The sequence below is a fragment of the Salegentibacter sp. Hel_I_6 genome (assembly GCF_000745315.1).
Lineage (GTDB): Bacteria > Bacteroidota > Bacteroidia > Flavobacteriales > Flavobacteriaceae > Salegentibacter.
The window spans coordinates 3,486,288-3,505,158 of the sequence record NZ_JQNQ01000001.1; the positions used below are offsets into that span (position 1 = coordinate 3,486,288).

Sequence of the window (18,871 nt, forward strand, 5' to 3'; positions counted from 1 at the left end):
ATCCTACAAAAATGATCAAAAACTATTTTAAAATCGCCTGGAGAAGTTTAGGGAAAAGCAAGACCTATACTTCTATAAATATCTTAGGCTTGGCCGCTGGAATGGCAAGTTTTATTATTGTTTTGTTGGCTTTGAATTATGAATTGAGTTATGATACATGGGATCCAGAACTTGAAAAAGTTTATAAAGTCTCTTCACGCATGCAAGACGAAGTCATGGAAGCCACACCAGCACCACTTGCTTCTTTTTTAGCTGAAAAACATCCTAATATTGAAGCAGCAACATCTTTACAAGGAACTGGAGATTTTGAAGTTCTAATTAGTACTGGTGAGAAAAGTATCTACGAAAAAGGATTCACCTCTGCCGATTCCCTATTTCTTCAAGTTTTCCCATACCAGCTTGTTTGTGGGGACAGGGCTACAGCACTTGATGCTCCTAATTCAGTAATAGTTAGTGAAGAACTTGCAAAAACTCTTTTCGGGAATAATGAACCTATGGGAAAAACTATTAGAGTTTTTGATGCAATGGAAGCAGTGGTTTCTGGAGTTTTTAAAATACCAGATACACCTTCGCACCGGAGCGTTCATTTAGTAATGAGAGATCCTTATGAAGCACAAAATTTTTTCTGGAATAATCATTCTTATGAAACCTATATAAAATTAAAAAACCCAATTGCTGAAGTTGAGCTTGAAGAAGATATTAATCGAATTTTTTATGAGGAAAGAATTAAGGTTGATGAGCAGCTCAATGAAGCGTCCAACAATGGTAATAGAACTATTCTTTTTACTGATGCTGTTCCAAATATTCAAAATTTCTCAAAACACGGAAATAGCAGTATTAAAACGGTTTCCATTTTATTCATTCTTGCAGTTTTATTATTGATTACAGGAGCAATTAACTTTAGCAATCTTACCGTTGCAAAATCTATAAGTCGGGCAAAAGAAGTAGGGATTCGAAAAACACTGGGATCTGGCAAAAGAAAATTGATTTTTCATTTTATGAGCGAAACAGCATTGCAATGCCTTATAAGTTTATTATTTGCTTTAGTGATTGTTATTATTAGTCTGCCATATATCAATATATCACTAAAACTAAATCTTAATTTCTGGGAACAAAATTATGGAGAACTTTTATTGCAATTAGGAATTTGCCTATTCGTAATCACAATGCTTTCAGGAATCTATCCCTCACTTTATTTATCCCGATTAAATCCGGTAAAGGTTTTAAAAGGTGATTTTTCTGGAGGAAAAAAAGGTTTGGGACTTCGGAACGCATTGCTGACTTTTCAGTTTGTAGTAACGGCATTTTTTATTGCAGCCATTTTTGTAGTCAATAAACAACTTGATTTTATGCAGAATGCAGATAAGGGTTTTAAAGATGATCAAGTGTTACGGATAGAAGCAATGCAGGATACTCGAGAACAAGGCTTTGCCCAAACTCGTAATTCATTATTGGCTATTTCAGGTGTTTCAAAAGTAGCAAAAACAACCACAGTTCCTGGCGACAAAATGGCCGATTCCTCTACAACCTATTTTAATTATAAAGGAGAACAAATACGTATGGGGTCTGTAAAAGTAAGTACAGATTATTTTGAAACCCTTCAAGTTCCTCTAGTAAGTGGAAGGTATTTTAATGAAAGTTATGCCGACCAAAATACCCGTAGCGCTATTATAAATGAAACTGCAGCTAAAAAATTGAATGTTGCTAATCCTATTGGAGAGCTAATTTCTTTTGGAGGATGTGATGAAGGCGAGGTAGAGATTGTTGGTGTAGTTAAAAACATTAATGTTCACGGCTTTGAACTGGCTATTAAACCTGCAGTTTACACGATAGAAAATAAAGCTTGTATGTTTCAATCTGGAGGTGCAATACTGGTGAAATTACAATCAAAAAATGTAAAGGCTTCATTGACGGCAATTGAAAAGGAATGGAAATCTATAGAACCTAACTTTCCTATTAGATATTCCTTTATAGATGCAAATTTTCAGCAACTATATAGCTCTTATTACAGGCTTCAAAAAATTATTACATTTTTTGGTGGAATAGCAATTCTTATTTCCATAATGGGATTATTTGCTTTAACAGCTTTTATTATTCAGCAACGTAATAGGGAAATAGGAATAAGAAAAGTATTAGGAGCCAATATAAAATCTATTACAGCTTTAATTAGTAAAGACTTTCTACTTCTCGTATTTATTGCAACTCTTATATCTATTCCTTTAAGCTGGTGGTTTATGAAGCAGTGGCTTAACGATTTTGCCTATCAAACTAGCAACGATTGGTGGATTTATGCAGGTTCTGCAGTTTTGGTATTACTAATAGCATTAATCACGGTAAGTATTCAAACCATAAATGCTGCAACTGCAAACCCTGTAAAAAGTTTAAAAACCGAGTAATTCCTAAAAAATGATCAAGAACTATTTTAAAAACGCGTGGCGAAGTATAAAGTCCAACCTCCTATATTCTTCAATAAATATCGGTGGCTTAAGTGTAGGAATTGCTGCGTCATTATTAGTGGCTACGGTAGTAATCAATGAACTTAGTTATGATAAAAATTGGAGTAAAGGGGAACGAATTGTTAGGATAAATCAGGAAGAGCCGGCAACTGGTTCAAAAAAAGCCTCAATACCTTTACCACTAGGCCCAAGTTTGGCAGCGAATTTCGATCAGGTTGAAAGTTATTCTTCAGTAGAGAGTATCAACAATACTTTTTTATTTAACCAGAATAAAATTGAAGTGTCAACTCTTGAAGTAAATCCGAAAATTTGGAATATACTGGATTTTCAAATTACTAGCGGCGATCCTGAAATTTTTCAAGAGGGATATCCGAATTTGGTTATTTCTGAGAAAATTAAAAATTTATACTTTCCAGCAACAAATCCGGTAGGTGAAATTATAGAGAATGTCTCGAATTTTGGTGAGAATGAAAAATTTATTATTACCGGCATAATTGAAGATTTACCTGTAAATAGCCATTTAAGGGCTGAGGCGCTAGTAGTTAAAAAATCTAATGCCAACACTTTTTCTTCAAATGGTTTTATGCCTTACGGAACGCAGTACCTGCTTTTAAAAGCTGAGGTGTCACCCGCGTTATTTTCTCAAAAAATCAATCAATGGTACAGGGAGAATGTGGAAGATAATAGAGAAATAAATTTTTCACTTCAGCCAATTGGTGAAATCTACTTAGGGTCAGAAGAAATTTATCAGAAAGTAAAAGGGAACCAGAATAATATAAATATTCTAACCGGTATAGCAATTCTCTTATTGTTGATTGCCTGTATTAATTTTATCAACTTAAGTACGGCACGAACCATCGAAAAAATAAAGACTACCGGACTTCGTAAAATACTTGGAGCAAGTAGGAAAGGACTTATTTTACAGTTTCTAACGGAATCTTTTCTTTTTTTCGGAATTAGTTTTTTACTTGGGCTAAGCATCTATTTTTTCTCGTTGACCCCTCTGGAGAATTTCACTGGGAATTTGTTGCCATTAACTTTTATTAGCAACCTAAAGCTTGTCTTTACAGCTGTAAGCTTAATTATTTTAGTGAGCCTAATTACCGGGCTATATCCAGCGTGGGTAATTTCCAGACCAGGAAGTACTGTGGTAACCAGTAGTTTCTTTAAGGCGCCCATAGAGTCAGAAACTTTTCGAAAAACACTTATCGTCACTCAATTTGTAATTACAGTAGGAATTATTATAGGTACGATGGTGGTTCAGGAACAACTTCGGTTTTTAGGTCAGAAAGATTTAGGGTTCGATAAAGAAAATCTCCTCCGTATTTCATTTACCAATTGGGGAGAGAAGGGCAGTGCATTTAAAAAGGAAATTTTAAAGATACCGGGTATAGAAAGAGCCACTATTGGTCAATGGATTCCATCTAGTGCAGGGGGTACATTTTCGCAGAATGTGGAAGATCCTGAATTTCCCGGAGAACAATTAGAAACATTTTATATAGATGGTGATCAGGATTTTCAATCTACTCTTGAGCTTCAATTGGTTAAAGGCAGAACATTCAGAAAAGATTACTCTGCTGAACAACAATTAGGTCCTGAAACATCCAAAGAGGAAGAATTAAATCAAGATCAAAATCCGGTTTTAATTACGGAATATACGGCTAAGCGACTTAAAATTGGAGAACTAAATCGACCTTATGAAACGATTAAAGGGATACCTGTGGGTATTATAAAGGATTTCCATAACCAATCCCTTAGAAATCGAGTATCTCCCACAATAATTCGTTCCGTGAGAAATCCTGATTTCGGGAATATGCTTATTATAATTGATACAGAAGATCCTCAAAAAATAATTCCTAAAGTAGAGAAAGCTTACAATACTTTTTATCCGGAAAATCGATTTGATTTCTCTTGGATATCCGATGACCTTAAAAATGAATTTAGAAAAGAAACTATGTTAAGTAGCATTCTAAAAATTTTCAGTCTTTTGATCATCCTTCTTTCTTGCCTGGGTTTATTCGGTCTTATCACTTTTACTATTCAGAAAAAGACAAAAGAGATCAGCATTCGAAAAGTATTGGGAGCTTCCGTTGGTCAAATTGTAGCTATTTTCTCCAAAGATTCTATAAAGCTCATCTTACTGGCAAGTATTATTTCAGTACCACTTACCTGGTATTTTTTAGAACAGTGGCTTACTAATTTTGCTTATCGTACTGAAATAAGCCTTTTAGTTCTTGTTGAAAGCATAGGAGTAGTTTTTTTCATCGCTTTAGGGACAGTCGGAATACGAGTTGTGAAAGCAGCAATGAAGAATCCTGCTAATAATCTTAGAACCGAATAATCCAAGAATTATGATCAAAAACTATATAAAATCCGCGAAAAGAAATATTCTAAAGAATAAGGGCGTATATGGTATTAATATCATTGGTCTTAGTCTTGGCTTGGCTTCCTGCCTGCTTATTCTTCTTTTTATTCTGGATGAGGTAAGTTATGATGGGTACAACGAAAAAGCCGACGATATAGTTCGGGTGGTTTTTAAGGCTGAAATTGGAGGTGAAGAAATTAGTGAGGCAGTGGTTATGCCTCCAGTAGGACCGACTTTAGAAAAGGATTTTCCGGAAGTGTTGACCGCAGCCCGTCTTAAACAAATGAACGACCCGTCGCTTTCCTATAATAATAAGATTTACAGGGACTTTGATTTCGCTTATATAGATCCTGAATTTCTTGAAGTTTTTGATTTTAAAATAATAGACGGAAATAACACGAATCCTTTAGAAGATCCTAATTCGATTATTTTAACGAAAAAGCAGGCAAAACGCTATTTTGGGACTGAAAACCCTATTGGTAAGCGCTTAAATTCTAACGAGTGGGATAAACAATATACGGTTACCGCAGTTATTGAGGAAATTCCCGAGAATTCCCATTTTGAATTTGGAATGTTCGCTTCTATGAAGGGATATGAATATGCGAACAGTACTTCCTGGGTGAATTCTGATTTTCATACCTACCTGCTTTTAAAAGACGGAGCTCAATATAAAGACCTGGAAGCAAAATTACCGGGAATTCTGGATAAATATATGGGCCCCCAAATTCGGGAAGCGGTTGGCGTTTCCTATTCAGAATTTAAAGATAATAATAGGGTAGGATTATTTTTGCAACCGCTTACCGATATTCACTTAAACCCCGATTTTGTAAGTAGTGGACATTTAAAGCCCGGAATGGATATTAAATACTTATATATTTTTGGAGCGGTGGCCATCTTTATGTTATTCATTGCCTGTATAAATTTTATGAATTTAGCTACAGCTGCAGCTTCAAAAAGGGCTAAAGAAGTCGGAATTAGAAAGGTATTAGGTTCCGGGCAAAAACAACTTATAAAACAATTTTTAACCGAATCCTTTCTAGCTACTTTAATTGCGGCCATCCTTGCCATATTATTAGTGGTATTTTTTCTACCCACCTTTAATGATCTGGCCGGCAAATCTTTACAGGTTGTTGATTTACTTCAATATTCTATTGTGTTATCAACCTTGGTACTGATTGTTTTAGTTGCCTTTCTAGCCGGTGGATATCCAGCCTTTTTTCTTTCCTCCTTTAAACCGATTCAGGTCTTAAAAAGCAGGTTTTCAGCTTCCGGAAAAAGCAATTTAAGAAACGGGCTTGTGGTATTTCAATTTATTATTTCCGCAGGACTTATTCTTGCTACCATTGTGGTTTACCAGCAAATGGCTTTTATTCAGAATAAAGATCTAGGTTACAATAAGGATCATATTCTGGTTCTAAGGGGTGCGCAGCTATTGGGCGAGCAATGCGATGCTTTTAAAAACCAGATTTTAGGAGATCCTAGGGTGAAATCGGTAAGCAATTCCTCATTCCTACCAGCCGGTGTTACCGATATCAATATGTCTGGTATTTTACTTGATAATGAGTACCATAGAAGAATGTTTATCTATAATGTAGATGAAGCTTATATTCCCACTTTAGGTTTGGAGCTGGTAGCCGGTAGAAATTTCTCAAAAGAATTTGGTGCTGAAGAGGATAAAGTCATCATAAATGAAACCGCTGCAAATTCCTTAGGTTTTCATCAAAATCCCATTGGGAAAACCTTTATCAGGGATACAGATGAAGGTGGCCGTGAATTAACCATAATAGGCGTGGTAAAAGACTTTCATTTTAAATCCTTACACCGGGAGATCGAACCTTTAATTTTGATGAATAATCCTTATGGCGGCTTAATTGTAAGAACCAACACCGCCGATGTCGCTTCACTGTTAAGTTATATTGAAAGCGAATGGCAAAAATTCAGTCTTAAAGAACCATTCAGTTATACTTTTTTAGATGAATCTTTCAATAAAACCTATCTCAGGGAGCAAAAGATGGGAAGCATTCTCAGCATTTTTACCGGGCTCACCATATTTGTAGCCTGTATGGGATTATTCGGCCTGGTAACATTTGCTGCAGAAAGAAGGGTGAGGGAAATTGGAATCAGAAAAGTTTTAGGCTCAAGTGTTCCAGAGATAATAAGTTTGCTTTCCAAAGATTTTATCAAGCTGATTTTCATCTCTTTTATCATAGCATTTCCACTTGGCTATTTTCTAATGGAAAAATGGCTCCAGGATTTTGCTTATAGAATTCAAATAGAATGGTGGTTTTTTCTGCTCGCGGGATTACTTACTACACTTATTGCGCTCATCACCATCGGATTTAAAAGTTTTAAGGCTGCATCAGCCAATCCTATTAAAAGTTTAAGAACAGAATAAACACTTAAATAAACCACGACTAAAACCAAATTATGCAAAATATCTGCTTCTATTTGACACTACCATTATTGTCCATTTGTAATTCATTAATTGCTCAGGAAAAAACACCAGTAGATGAATTCGATAAAGTAATAATTAGCCCTCATATTCAGGTAAGTTTCGTTGAAGGCAACGAAGAGTCAGTAACCATTGAGAAAAATACTGAGAGCGAAGAAAAACTGAATATTGAAGTGAAGAACAAAACACTTCGGGTTTACCTGGACGACGCTAAGGAATTTACAAAGAAAGAAAAGATTACTGAAAATGGACGGGAAATGAAAAAGCCAATTTATAAAGGTACAGTTGTTACTGCAGTAATATCCTATAAAACCTTGAAGGAATTGTCACTAAGGGGCGAAGAAAATATAGTATGTGAAAGTCCCTTGGAAGAGAATAAATTTCGATTGAAGATTTATGGGGAATCAAATGTCACTTTAAATGAAGTAGATATTAAAAGTCTTCGAACTTCGATATATGGCGAAAGTATTTTAAATATTAAAGCTGGTGAAATTAAGGAACAGAGTATCAGAGCTTATGGAGCTAGTAAGGTGAATGCACTTGAAGCTAAAACCCAAACTACCAAGATAACTGCTTATGGGGAATCTGATTTCTTGATTAATGCTACTGAAGAAATAAAAATCACAGCTTATGGAGAAGCTTCTTTGGAATACAAGGGAAATCCTGAGATAAAGAAGGGACTGGTTTTAGGAGGCTTAAAAATCAACAGATCTGAATAAAAACATGTTTGACTTCAGCGATATACACCAAAAAAATAAGAAATAAATAATAAGAATAAACAATGATACAACTCAACCACATTTATAAATGGGTAAAAACCGGCGGAAGAAGAATTTTCCTGCTCAACGATTTAAGCCTGAATATTGAAAAGGGTGAATTTCTTTCCATTATGGGGCCATCGGGTTCTGGAAAGTCCACACTGCTCAATGTAATTGCTATGCTGGATTCTTTTGATGAGGGCGAATATTTTTTTGAAGACGAAGCAATTCACGATTTAAAACCGAAAAAAAGAACTGCTATTTTCAATGAAAATATAGGGTTTATTTTTCAGGCTTATCATCTCCTGGATGATCTAACGGTGTATGAAAATATTGAAACCCCATTGTTATATAAAAAAGTAAAAAGTTCTGAACGAAAGGCATTGGTAGCCGATATGTTAGACCGATTCAATATTGTTGGTAAGAAAGATTTGTTTCCGCACCAACTTAGTGGGGGGCAGCAACAATTGGTTGGGATTGCCAGGGCGCTGATAATTAAACCCAAACTAATCCTTGCTGATGAACCTACTGGCAATCTAAATTCCAATCAGAGTGATGAGATTATGCAACTTTTTAAGGAATTAAATAAGGAAGGAGTTACCATAATCCAAGCCACACATTCAGAAAGCAATGCGGCTTATGGAACGAGGACTATCAAACTTCTAGACGGAAGTATTTCAAAAAAATAAAATCAGTATGTTTCAAAAATTTACTTGCCTACTATTTCTTGTTTTTGCTATTTCAGGATACGCTCAGGATTCAGAATTACAATTAAACCTGGGCGAAGCTATTGAAGTTGCTTTGGAAAATAATCTTGATGTTAAAAGTTCGGTTTTAAGGGAAAGAACTTCGGAATTACAATTCAAACAAACCCGCAATAGTAGGTTGCCCGACCTTAATGCCAGTTATAGTTATGGATTGAATAATGGTAGAAGTATAGATCCATTTACCAATACCTATATAGATGAAGAATTAAGCTTTTCTAATGCAGGAATAGGTCTGGGGGCGACTATTTTTAATGGTTTTCAAATTAAAAACAGGATTCAGCGAGACCGTTTGAATTTGCAAGCGGCTGAAATGGAAGTACAGGAAGCCCGGCAAGAAATGGTGCTCAATGTTACGCTCGCTTATTTCCAGGTTTTAAATAATAAAGACCTGTTGGAGCTGGCAAAAACAAGACGAATTTCAACTCAGGATCAGGTAGAGCGTTTGAAAACACTAAATGATGAAGGGGAGGGTAGCCCGGCGAATTATACCGATATCCGTGGACAGTTGGCTAATGATCAAGCTATTATTGCCGACACCGAAAACAATTTAAAAGCCTCAAAACTTGAACTGAAAAGGCTGTTGAATATTGAAACTGAAATTGAAGTTGCTCCAGAATACTTTTCATCAGAACCAGAAGAATATATCCTTACCGCAGATGAAGTTTTTAAGGAATCTCTGGAAAATCTAGCTACTTTCAAAGCTGGGGAGTTGAGAATTGAAGCTGCAAAAGAAGATGTACAGGTTTCCAGAAGTTTATATTCCCCTGAAATTTCCTTTTTCGCCCAATTAAACACCAATTATTCCAGTCTTGCCAGGCTCTTTAATGAAACCGGAGCGGCTATTGTTGAAACCGGACAATTTGTTCGGGTAGGTGATAATAATTTTTCGGTATTAGAGGAGCAAACAAATTTCGTAGCAGAAGAAATTCCATATCAGGATCAATTGATCAATAATTTAAATTCCAATGTGGGAGTAGCGGTAAGCATTCCTATTTTTAATGGGTTTAGGGCAAGAAATACAGTAGGGCTTCAAAAAATAGCCCTTGAAGAAAGAGAAGTAGAATTTGAACGAACAAGAAATGAATTCGAGCAAGCTATTCGTGAAGCTCATAACGATATGGAAACTGCATTTAACCGCTATGAAATTTATAAAGAACAGGTAGCTGCTTACACAGAATCTTTTAGGGTAAATGAAATTAGATTTAACAGTGGGGTTTCTAATATTGTTGATTATATCATCAGTAAAAACAACCTGGATAATGCTAAAATAAATCTAGCCAATGCGCGCTATGAATACATTTTCAGAACTAAGATCCTGGATTATTATAGGGGTTTTTCCATTTAAAAAGAATGGGTAGATTAACTATTGCTATCTCTAACTTAGTTTATACGGATTTATTCCATAAAGAAAAGCTACTTCAAAGGCTATTCAATTCTTTAACGCTCCAAAGTTTTATTAAATACAAGAATCTCATTATTCTCTACAGAACTAAAATGAATGGTATAGTTTCCGGGGGGTAATGAAAATAAAATAGGTTCTTGCGATTGCTTTTTTAAAGTTGCCTGTAAAGGAACACTACCATTCTTATAAATATCGTATTCAGATTTCTTAAAAATTTTTATGAGTATTTCATTAGCATTTAAATCTGCAAACCGCTTAGGCTCGATTGTGAATTCCTGAGTTTCCATTTCCTGATCGATACTTTCCTGAAAATTGGACTCCAGGTTATTGATCACAAAATAATCAACCGGCTTATCTAATTTTTCAAAGGTGCTTACCATACTCGTAGGTATCAAAGACAATTCATTTTGGGAGTTTCCTATCACATCAGACTGGTTTATGGTAAGAGGATTTAATCCTGTTAGTTCTTTAAAATATGCGGCCATTCGCTTACCTGATTTGGTTTCTTCTTCAAGAATATGATCCAGCCCGGCATAGACAAAGATCTTATGATTAGGATCCTCTTCTAAGATATGCTGGAGATTTTGGGCCTGTCCTAGCTCTCTATTGATCTCCTGGTTTTGATTTTCATAGCCCACTAATATAAAACCCAATTCTTTGGCCTTGCGAATTAACTGGCCAAAATTGGGTTCTCTTATATAATACCCTGCATTTAAAGTAGGAAAGCCTCTTTCATTTATTTTTCTATCCTGGTTTGGGAATAGTGCTTCCAAAGCCAGGTGGGTATATCCGTTCTCTTTTAATTTTTTCAATAGTTTTATTGCAAATACACGATGTTTTGGATACCAATGATTTTCATTAAGCATTACCACTCGCGTTTCTTTGGCCAATTCAGATATTTCATCGAGAACTCCTTTGTTCACTTTGACCTCTGGATTTTGTAATAAGGTGTCGAGAATTGGTTTCAATTGATTTTTACGATTAGCCTCGAATTCCTCAATTTGATTTTTATAGTCTTCGTTATTTGAAAAAAAGGAATTTATGGTTGCCAGATATTGAAATTGCATCCACTCATTGGCTTCAGTTTTTTCTACAGGCGCTGTATTTAATTTCTTTCTCGCTTTTAGGTAATTCGGAGAATCTTTAACTGCATTGAATACTTTATTATAAGTGAGTTCTTCCTTTACTTCAGCGCCTATTGAAAGTGAATTTATGATGGATTCCCCGTCTTTGACGAGGGAGTGTAAACTATTATTATTGTTTTTCGCCTTGATATATAAATAAGCGGTTTTATCCGGGTTTATTTTTTTAAATAGCACCGAATTAGATAAAGTATCCCTAAAAACCAAAGATCCTTTACTACCATTGCTAACATCGAGTTTTCTGTTGTTTTCCTGGATAAATAGGAAGACCTTGTATTCCGGGTTTACATTTGTGGTACCGTAAGCTAATAGATCTTTAGCCTTTAGGCCTTCTAAGTTTTGAATTTTTCGTTTGATTTCCTTTAAGGGCAGATCACTTAATGATTTTAATTGAGTGTCACCGAAGTATTGCACTTGAAGCTCGAGTGATTCATTGTATAGCCTGCTTTGAATATAGTAATTGTGTTTGCTTAACGGATGATATGGTTGACATGAAACGAGAAGGAATAGGATTGATAAAAGAAGTAATAATTTTTTCATAAACTTTAGAAGTTAATAATTTTGATGATTTACAATATAAAACTAATTTATTAGTTTTATAATTTCTCAGGATATTTCATTCATTTTAATGGGGAAAGAGTAGGTAGCTCTTCTAGCTAAACTCTGGATTTTTTTTGAAATTTATATCTCGATGCAAAACGTATTGTTTGATAATTTTGCTCAGCTAACCAGTTACTTTAAAATTATATTTTTCCTATATTTAATAAATAATTCACCTTATGAAAAAAATTTACTGTCTTTTGGTACTTATACTAAGTAGTCTGACTTCCGGATTTGCACAATCTGATACCACAACTATCAAGAATAAAAATATGCTTCCCAGTTTAAAACAAGTTGTGTATTCAGCAGATGCTGACGCTATGGATTTTAGGCTAGCTTTAGATTTAAGAGGGGTAAATCTTGTAAATCATTCTCTACAAAATATTAAAGATGGAGATTTTGCTATTTCTTTATCAAATTTAAAAATGAAAAATTTCTTTAACCGTAATGATTTCAGGATTACGCCAGCCGATGTGTTAAAAAATATAATGCCTGATTATGATTTAACCAGTAAACCTCTTCCTTCAAGACCACTTTTTTAAATTTTTCTAAACAAGGAATTATTTAAATTACTCTGGTGGGAATAATTTTTTTCTAATATTTTCACTACTTATTTTCGGGATTTAATTTTCCTAATCTTGTCTCGTCATCTTTATCCGTGTACTTTACTAGTACCGAGCATATCAGTCTATTCTTAGTGTCTTTTTTTAGATATAAGTTGTCCAGTTTCTGTAAATCCCTGAATATTTATATAATATTTTTCAAAACCATTTTTTTCGAAACTGAAATTAAATGAATTAGGAAACTAAGCATAGGTAGAATTTTGTCTCCTTCATTTTTCACTATGAATTGATTTTCATCATTGATAATAAAATCCATAGCGAAACTTCGGTCATTTCTGTTTATTGATTGAATTTTAAAATCCATTCCAGCGTTTTGGAGCATCCTGGTTGCCTCACCAAAGAACATTTGGTTCGATATATGCCCATACCTGGATGAAACCACATTCACGATCTAGCATTACTAACAATGGCATATTCCATGCCTTTACGTGTTGGCACGCCGGTTAAACTTTCTAGGATCTTAATTCTGATTTTACGAAAAAATCATCCTGTTCTAAGCTTGATACAATATTGCATAGCAAACCACTTCAATAATACTCCAAAAGCTTTTATAAAAATCATAGTAAAATTTAAGAAGGAATAAAACCATAAAATAGGAATTAATACTATTTTTAGAGTGATATATTATAATTTAGCCGTGAAAAGGTTTATTTGAAATCTTATCATCGCTCGAAGTTCAAAACTTATAATCAAAGAATTTATAAGATTCAGAATTTATGTATACTCCACCATTAAAGAAATTTTCAAGAACTGACTACTTCGATAATACTCAGATTAGTAATGATATGGCTGATAACAGATTTTATTATTTTTTTACGGTAAAGGAATAGGAACAAGAAAAGACCTTATAGATTTAATTGTAGTATCCTGGGTAATGAATGATGCAGAGAATTTATTCATTATTGCACATAATTCGGGGATAGATCTAGTTGGAAAAACAAGATCCTTAAACAGCTGAAGATGCTAATGCAAGATGGTGCAATAAACCTGGCATCTAATGTACGTTCTATATAACTAAGTTTAGCGTTGAGTTTAGTACGGTAACACATATTATATATTTTATTGGATTTACAAAAACATCGCAACCTCTTAAATTTTATTTTTGGTAAAATAAGGAAAGGAAGCTAGGTAAATCTGGCTTTAATAACCTTGCGGTATGTTTCTCCAATAGGTAACCGAATATCTCCATCCAGGCAAATACTATTGCCTTCAAGTATTTTTATTTTTCCAGAGGGAATAATATAAGACCTATGAATTCTTAGGAACTCATTTTTTGGTAGCATCTCGATAATATCTTTCATATTCTCGTGCGCTATAATTTTATCGTTTTTAGTGTGGATTCTAATATAATCCTTTAGGCCCTCGATATATATGATTTCTTCAGGAATGATACGGTAGACCTTTCTTTCTGCTTTAATATAGAAATCCCTGCTTTTAACAGAAGAATTAGAAGCAGCTTTAAAAGAGTTCTGCCAGGCTAAATATTTCTCGACACTTTCATAGAACCGCTGAAAAGAAATAGGTTTCACCAGGAAGTCGATTACCTTGTATTTAAAAGCATCTAAAGCATACTCTTGATAAGCTGAGGTAATAATAAAGTTATGTTGGAAATTATTGCTCATTTGCATGATTTCCATTCCACTGAGTTCAGGCATTTGTAAGTCTATAAATACCAGGGTATTGTCATACTCCTTAAGCAGCTCAAGAGCTTTGTAAGCATCACTCCCTGCATAGATAATATTAAGGTTGGAAACCTTTCCAGCATAATCTTTTAATAAACGAACCGCAAAAGGTTCATCATCAAGAATTATTGTTTTAATTAGTCTTTCCATCGAGCTTAATTTCTAATTGGGCACTAAAATTCTCTTGATTCTGTGTGATCACTAAAGAATGCGCATCGGGATAATTAATAGCTAAGCTTTTTCTAAGATTATCCAGACCTATTCCTCCTAATTTATCTTTTTTCTGGTTATTAATTTTATTCGTGATTTTAAATAACAGCCTATTGCTGGTTTGTTTAAGATCCAAAAGTATTGGGTTTTCCTTATTATACTTTCCGTGTTTCAATGCATTCTCCACCAGGGGACTTAGTAAAAAGGGGGGTATTTGAACATTGGAGTTCTCAATACTAATTTCAAAAGTCACAGTATTTCCATCTTCGTGTCTTAACTGGTCAAGTTCAATATAAGATTTTATATAATTAAATTCCTGCTGTAAATCAATGCGCTCTTTATTGGTTTCATAGGTCGTATACCGCATTAGTTCCCCCAATTTTTCAATTGCCGGCAATGCCTTATCAGATTTAAAATAAACCAGGGAGTAAATATTATTAAGGGTGTTAAACATAAAGTGGGGGTTGAGTTGAGCTTTAAGAAACTTTACTTCCGTTGCACTTTTTTCTTCAACGATATGTTTATTGTATTCCAATAGTCGAATATTAAAAATTAGAATCCAAAGAATAGAACTGATAATGAGCGGGAAACTGCCATAGTAGAGGTTATCATAAATGTAGAAGCTAAGTTCGGTTCCTTCAAAATAATTACCGTGACCGATAAATTGATCAATCAAGACTTCTTCCAGGGCGTATCTCAGGGAAATAAATACCATAAATCCAGCGGCAATACCAATAAGAATTCTTTTCCAGTTAAGCTTTTCAAATGCCCTGGGGAGAATGAGTATATAATTAAAATAGAAGGTAGTAAGAAAAACGATACTAGCAGAAACCTCGAAGATATCTAATTTTCTGATGGTAAAAAGATAGGGGTTTCTAAGATCAAACTGAATAAGCTCGAAGTAAGAAAATAGCAACCAAAAGAGGCCGTGAAAAAGGAGCTCTTTTCTTTTGGTCATAGTGCCGGTATAGGGAAATGATTTCATTAGTGTAAAACTAAAACATTCTAAGCAGGAGTGGGGATGGGTTTGTCGAAAAGTAGGAGGGGTTTGTAGAAAAAACCATTCAGCCTAGCATTAAAATATGATTTTTGAGGAAACTTAAAAACTAAAGAAATGAGAACCACATTAATTATGATGATACTTTTTAGTATCCAACTACAAGCTCAGGAATTAAATGAACCGGTAAAATTTGAAAACACGGTTAAGGTATTAAATATGGGAACCTTTCATATGGGGTATACTACAGATGCTACTACTACTGAATTTGATGAGCACGATCAGGATAACATCGCACGGGTACATCAAATTGCTCAATCTATTGCTGAATTTAAACCTACTGTAATTATTGTAGAAACCTTACCGGATAACAATGAGTATTTACAGAATGATTATAAAGATTATCAGCAAAACCCTAAAATGAAATTTAAAAATCCTTCAGAGGTGGAATTATTGGCATTCGAAGTAGGCCGACTTGCGAAAACAACACGTATTTATGGAATAGACTATAAAGAGGGATATAATTATGGAATCGCAGAGAAAATAAATGACAACTATGGAATTGAAACCTATAAGAAATATTTCACCGTATTGGATTCTCTGCAGAAAAAGTATCCGGAGGAGGAGATGACTGTGTTACAAAAATTACAAATGAGCAACAATCCGAGATATAAAGATATGCTACTCAATATAAATGCTGATATCCTAACCCATATTTCAACGGAAGGAAATGCAGAAGGAGCAGATGAAGCCGCAAAAATGTATCATCGGAATTTGGTTATGTATTCCAATCTTAACCAAATCGAATTAGAAGAAGATGACCGTGTCTTTATCCTTATGGGAGCTACCCATACTGCTTTTTTTGATATGTGGTTAGAAAGGAGCCCAAAGTATGAAGTAATAAATCCCAATAGCTACTTAAAATAATATGAGTTCAAATTTATCCATTAAGTAAAGAACCAAATCAAGAAATTTTAAAAAGATAAAGCCAGGCCAACCCCATTTTGGTTCCCTATGAAATGAAAGGTAACCTGGAGAGGATTGGGCGGTGAAGAATTAACCTGGTTAATTCTTTCTGCCGCTTCAAGTGCCTGGTTATTTGACCTTATAGAAATAGGTATAGCCACTCCAATAAAAGCAGCACCAACCCCTGCTAGTGCCCAAGGGGCATCTTGATTAGAAGCCGCAATTCCTATTGGAATTCCTACAAAACTACCTCCGATACTTCCTAAAATGGTTGAGATTGTATTATTTTTTCTTGCTTTTTTTATTAAACGTGTAGCTTCTGTATCTGCGATCATCAACTTTTTCATTGCTTTCAGGTCAAGCCTTTGATTGTTCATTGTGAACTTATAGCCAAGAAAAACCTTTTCAGATTCGATTTGCTGAGCAGATAATGAAGTGATACTTAAAAATAGGAGGAGTAATAAACTTAGTGTTTTCATTTTAGAAGGATAATTAAAGGGATTTTTATTAGTTCCGAATTTGCTTTTTTCTGCTTACTGTTACAATTATTGTCACACCTATTAGCATAAATGGTATGCTCAACAACTGGCCCATATTTAGCGTCATTTGATTCTCGAATGCAACCTGATTTTCCTTAAAAAATTCAATAATGAATCTGGCCAAGAAAAGTAGGATTAAAAATAAACCAAAAATAATCCCATTGGGTTTTTTTAATGGTTGAGCCCTATAAAATGCGTATAATATTGCGAATATCACCAGATAGGAAAAAGCTTCATAAAGCTGGGTAGGATGCCTCGGAATTAAATCGTCTCGTTCAAAGACAACGCCCCAGCTACCGCTTGTGGGCTGGCCGTATATTTCGGAGTTCATAAAATTTCCAAATCTTATAAAAGCTCCGGTTATTGGTGTCGCTATGGCAACCCTATCTAAAACCCAAAGTAATTTTAGCTTATATTTTCTACAATAAAGTATTATAGCCAGTAATACCCCTATAGCCCCTCCGTGGCTGGCCAGTCCCTGAAAACCGATAAATTGGTAACTGCCATTAATTTCTTTAATTGGAAGGAACATCTCCACTGGATGTTCTAGATAATAACTGGGTTCGTAGAACAAGCAATGGCCTAGCCGGGCACCGATGATCGTTCCCAGGACAATATAGGTAAGCAAGCTATCCAATTGCTCAGTAGGAATTCTTTCCTTTTTATAGATATGCTTTACCACAAAATAACCCAGAAAAAGGCCGGTCACGAATAAGAGTCCATAGTATTTTAAAGGGAAGTTTTCGGTAATCCATAGGATTACCGGATCTGTATCCCAGTATAAGATGTTACCTTCTAATCTATTAGTCAATCCACGTGAGTTTTAAATAGAAATGGAATTCATTCAGTAATTTGTGGGACATTGGTAATTAGTTGCCAATGATAACAATATGTTACGTTTCGGTATTTGTTTTTTTAATAGGATTTCTTTAATCACGCCCTTATAGCTAAAAAGTTAAGATCAGCTTTCAGGTTTTACTACTGTACTATTAATTTCTTATTCGGGATATCAATAGTGATTACTTCACCAATCCAGTTGATCCCCATAATACCTTCATAAATTAAATCATCAATAAAAGTGGCTTTAAAATTTTGTACTGAAGTATTTTCTCCTTGATCGGTTAGCTTATCTAATTCCGTGAAATAATAGTTGTTTCCTTCTTCGGGCTTGAAGCTGCTCGGTTGATATTTACGTTCAACCTGCGTTGAATCAACACCCAAACTTTCCATATATCTGGAATTAAATCGGTAAACATCAAATCCGGCTCCGCTATCCAGGCCTACGTTTAGCGAAAGTTCATCATTAATTTTTACTGGTGTAGAAATACCGATCCTAATATCCCTGTCATTAGTTATTTGAATGGGCATTTCAAACTCTTTATTATCTATAAGTTGATTAAGAGATTTTTCTGATTCAACACTCAATATTTTATTCTTGAAGTCAATGGTTATTTGTCCATCTTTAAAAGGGGTCAAAGAGATCAAACCATCCAAAGGAAATTCCAGATCGTAAACCGCAAAAGTTTGATTCGTAGTTTTGAAACCTCCAATTTCCAGGGATTTAGAATTCCATAGATCAGATTTTATTTCTTCTCCCGTCGCCCGATGGCCTGTATAGAAATGATTGGTTTTTTCAAGATCCTCGATTTTATCAGCAAAATCTTTGGTCAGCAAGTTGATGCCAGCGCCGGTATCAAAAACAAAATTTCCTTTAACTCCGTTGATGGTTGTTGGAATAATAATATGTCCGTTAGGAGTTTGGGTAAACGGGATTTTAATCTGTTCAGCGAGTTTTGATTGTGAAAAGCTTAAAATTGTAAATAATAGGAATAGGCTTGTTATTACTTTGGTCATAGAAGGGGTTTGATTTGATTTTTAAAACTGTAGTTAGATTCTATAATTAGAACAAATT

Annotated in this window: 15 protein-coding genes; 8 read left to right on the forward strand and 7 right to left on the reverse strand. The window is 34.6% G+C overall.

Annotation, left to right across the window (positions count from 1 at the left end; all coding sequences use genetic code 11):
- Nucleotides 1–11: 11 nt before the first annotated feature.
- The 6 genes from FG27_RS15475 (at nucleotide 12) to FG27_RS15500 (ending at nucleotide 10,143) form a co-directional block, all read left to right on the forward strand.
- Nucleotides 12–2,396 (forward strand): ABC transporter permease, encoded by a 2,385-nt coding sequence (locus FG27_RS15475; RefSeq protein WP_037320687.1) that lies wholly within the window; start codon nucleotides 12–14, stop codon nucleotides 2,394–2,396.
- A gap of 10 nt (nucleotides 2,397–2,406) precedes the next feature.
- The gene (locus tag FG27_RS15480) at nucleotides 2,407–4,797 is read left to right on the forward strand and encodes an ABC transporter permease (protein WP_037320692.1); all 2,391 of its coding nucleotides are present in this window, start codon (nucleotides 2,407–2,409) and stop codon (nucleotides 4,795–4,797) included.
- A 10-nt stretch (nucleotides 4,798–4,807) separates the two neighbouring features.
- On the forward strand, nucleotides 4,808–7,216 hold the full coding sequence (locus FG27_RS15485; RefSeq protein WP_037320695.1) for an ABC transporter permease: 2,409 nt from the start codon (nucleotides 4,808–4,810) through the stop codon (nucleotides 7,214–7,216).
- 32 nt (nucleotides 7,217–7,248) lie between these two features.
- Entirely contained in the window at nucleotides 7,249–7,992 is a 744-nt protein-coding gene (locus FG27_RS15490; RefSeq protein WP_037320697.1) for a head GIN domain-containing protein, read from the forward strand.
- 62 nt (nucleotides 7,993–8,054) lie between these two features.
- Nucleotides 8,055–8,720: an ABC transporter ATP-binding protein gene (locus FG27_RS15495; RefSeq protein ID WP_037320700.1), complete on the forward strand. Its 666-nt coding sequence runs from the start codon at nucleotides 8,055–8,057 to the stop codon at nucleotides 8,718–8,720.
- Between the two features lie 7 nt (nucleotides 8,721–8,727).
- Complete coding sequence (locus FG27_RS15500) at nucleotides 8,728–10,143, forward strand: TolC family protein (protein WP_037320702.1); 1,416 nt, start codon at nucleotides 8,728–8,730, stop codon at nucleotides 10,141–10,143.
- Between the two features lie 92 nt (nucleotides 10,144–10,235).
- Here the strand turns inward: FG27_RS15500 and FG27_RS15505 are convergent, their stop codons facing one another.
- Nucleotides 10,236–11,882, reverse strand: a complete 1,647-nt coding sequence (locus tag FG27_RS15505) for a hypothetical protein (RefSeq protein WP_156101245.1) — start codon at nucleotides 11,880–11,882, stop codon at nucleotides 10,236–10,238.
- Between the two features lie 239 nt (nucleotides 11,883–12,121).
- Between FG27_RS15505 and FG27_RS15510 the strand changes: the two genes are divergently transcribed.
- Nucleotides 12,122–12,484, forward strand: a complete 363-nt coding sequence (locus FG27_RS15510) for a hypothetical protein (RefSeq protein WP_037320706.1) — start codon at nucleotides 12,122–12,124, stop codon at nucleotides 12,482–12,484.
- A 205-nt stretch (nucleotides 12,485–12,689) separates the two neighbouring features.
- Here the strand turns inward: FG27_RS15510 and FG27_RS18755 are convergent, their stop codons facing one another.
- The 3 genes from FG27_RS18755 to FG27_RS15525 form a co-directional block, all read right to left on the reverse strand.
- A complete protein-coding gene (locus tag FG27_RS18755) occupies nucleotides 12,690–12,869 on the reverse strand; it encodes a hypothetical protein (protein ID WP_156101246.1) in 180 nt (59 codons plus the stop codon).
- Nucleotides 12,870–13,689: 820 nt separating this feature from the next.
- Nucleotides 13,690–14,397: a LytTR family DNA-binding domain-containing protein gene (locus FG27_RS15520; protein WP_037320707.1), complete on the reverse strand. Its 708-nt coding sequence runs from the start codon at nucleotides 14,395–14,397 to the stop codon at nucleotides 13,690–13,692.
- Nucleotides 14,381–15,442: a sensor histidine kinase gene (locus tag FG27_RS15525; RefSeq protein ID WP_037320708.1), complete on the reverse strand. Its 1,062-nt coding sequence runs from the start codon at nucleotides 15,440–15,442 to the stop codon at nucleotides 14,381–14,383. Before FG27_RS15525 ends, FG27_RS15520 begins: the two co-directional genes overlap by 17 nt.
- A 129-nt stretch (nucleotides 15,443–15,571) precedes the next feature.
- On the opposite strand from FG27_RS15525, the gene FG27_RS15530 reads away from it, so the two are divergent.
- Nucleotides 15,572–16,381: a DUF5694 domain-containing protein gene (locus tag FG27_RS15530; RefSeq protein WP_037320709.1), complete on the forward strand. Its 810-nt coding sequence runs from the start codon at nucleotides 15,572–15,574 to the stop codon at nucleotides 16,379–16,381.
- Nucleotides 16,382–16,428: 47 nt separating this feature from the next.
- Here FG27_RS15530 and FG27_RS15535 read toward each other — a convergent pair whose 3' ends face one another.
- The 3 genes from FG27_RS15535 to FG27_RS15545 all read right to left on the reverse strand — a co-directional run bounded on the left by FG27_RS15535 (nucleotide 16,429) and on the right by FG27_RS15545 (nucleotide 18,813).
- Nucleotides 16,429–16,899: a hypothetical protein gene (locus FG27_RS15535; protein WP_037320713.1), complete on the reverse strand. Its 471-nt coding sequence runs from the start codon at nucleotides 16,897–16,899 to the stop codon at nucleotides 16,429–16,431.
- Between the two features lie 28 nt (nucleotides 16,900–16,927).
- Entirely contained in the window at nucleotides 16,928–17,770 is an 843-nt protein-coding gene (gene lgt / locus FG27_RS15540) for a prolipoprotein diacylglyceryl transferase (RefSeq protein ID WP_037320716.1), read from the reverse strand.
- 167 nt (nucleotides 17,771–17,937) lie between these two features.
- Nucleotides 17,938–18,813 (reverse strand): retropepsin-like aspartic protease, encoded by an 876-nt coding sequence (locus FG27_RS15545; RefSeq protein WP_037320719.1) that lies wholly within the window; start codon nucleotides 18,811–18,813, stop codon nucleotides 17,938–17,940.
- Nucleotides 18,814–18,871 lie beyond the last annotated feature (58 nt).

Coding starts and splice junctions, on each gene's coding strand:
- FG27_RS15475 (WP_037320687.1), top strand. CDS start 12: ATGATCAAAAACTATTTTAAAATCGCCTGGAGAAGTTTAGGGAAAAGC.
- FG27_RS15480 (WP_037320692.1), top strand. CDS start 2,407: ATGATCAAGAACTATTTTAAAAACGCGTGGCGAAGTATAAAGTCCAAC.
- FG27_RS15485 (WP_037320695.1), top strand. CDS start 4,808: ATGATCAAAAACTATATAAAATCCGCGAAAAGAAATATTCTAAAGAAT.
- FG27_RS15490 (WP_037320697.1), top strand. CDS start 7,249: ATGCAAAATATCTGCTTCTATTTGACACTACCATTATTGTCCATTTGT.
- FG27_RS15495 (WP_037320700.1), top strand. CDS start 8,055: ATGATACAACTCAACCACATTTATAAATGGGTAAAAACCGGCGGAAGA.
- FG27_RS15500 (WP_037320702.1), top strand. CDS start 8,728: ATGTTTCAAAAATTTACTTGCCTACTATTTCTTGTTTTTGCTATTTCA.
- FG27_RS15505 (WP_156101245.1), bottom strand. CDS start 11,882: ATGAAAAAATTATTACTTCTTTTATCAATCCTATTCCTTCTCGTTTCA.
- FG27_RS15510 (WP_037320706.1), top strand. CDS start 12,122: ATGAAAAAAATTTACTGTCTTTTGGTACTTATACTAAGTAGTCTGACT.
- FG27_RS18755 (WP_156101246.1), bottom strand. CDS start 12,869: ATGGATTTTAAAATTCAATCAATAAACAGAAATGACCGAAGTTTCGCT.
- FG27_RS15520 (WP_037320707.1), bottom strand. CDS start 14,397: ATGGAAAGACTAATTAAAACAATAATTCTTGATGATGAACCTTTTGCG.
- FG27_RS15525 (WP_037320708.1), bottom strand. CDS start 15,442: ATGAAATCATTTCCCTATACCGGCACTATGACCAAAAGAAAAGAGCTC.
- FG27_RS15530 (WP_037320709.1), top strand. CDS start 15,572: ATGAGAACCACATTAATTATGATGATACTTTTTAGTATCCAACTACAA.
- FG27_RS15535 (WP_037320713.1), bottom strand. CDS start 16,899: ATGAAAACACTAAGTTTATTACTCCTCCTATTTTTAAGTATCACTTCA.
- FG27_RS15545 (WP_037320719.1), bottom strand. CDS start 18,813: ATGACCAAAGTAATAACAAGCCTATTCCTATTATTTACAATTTTAAGC.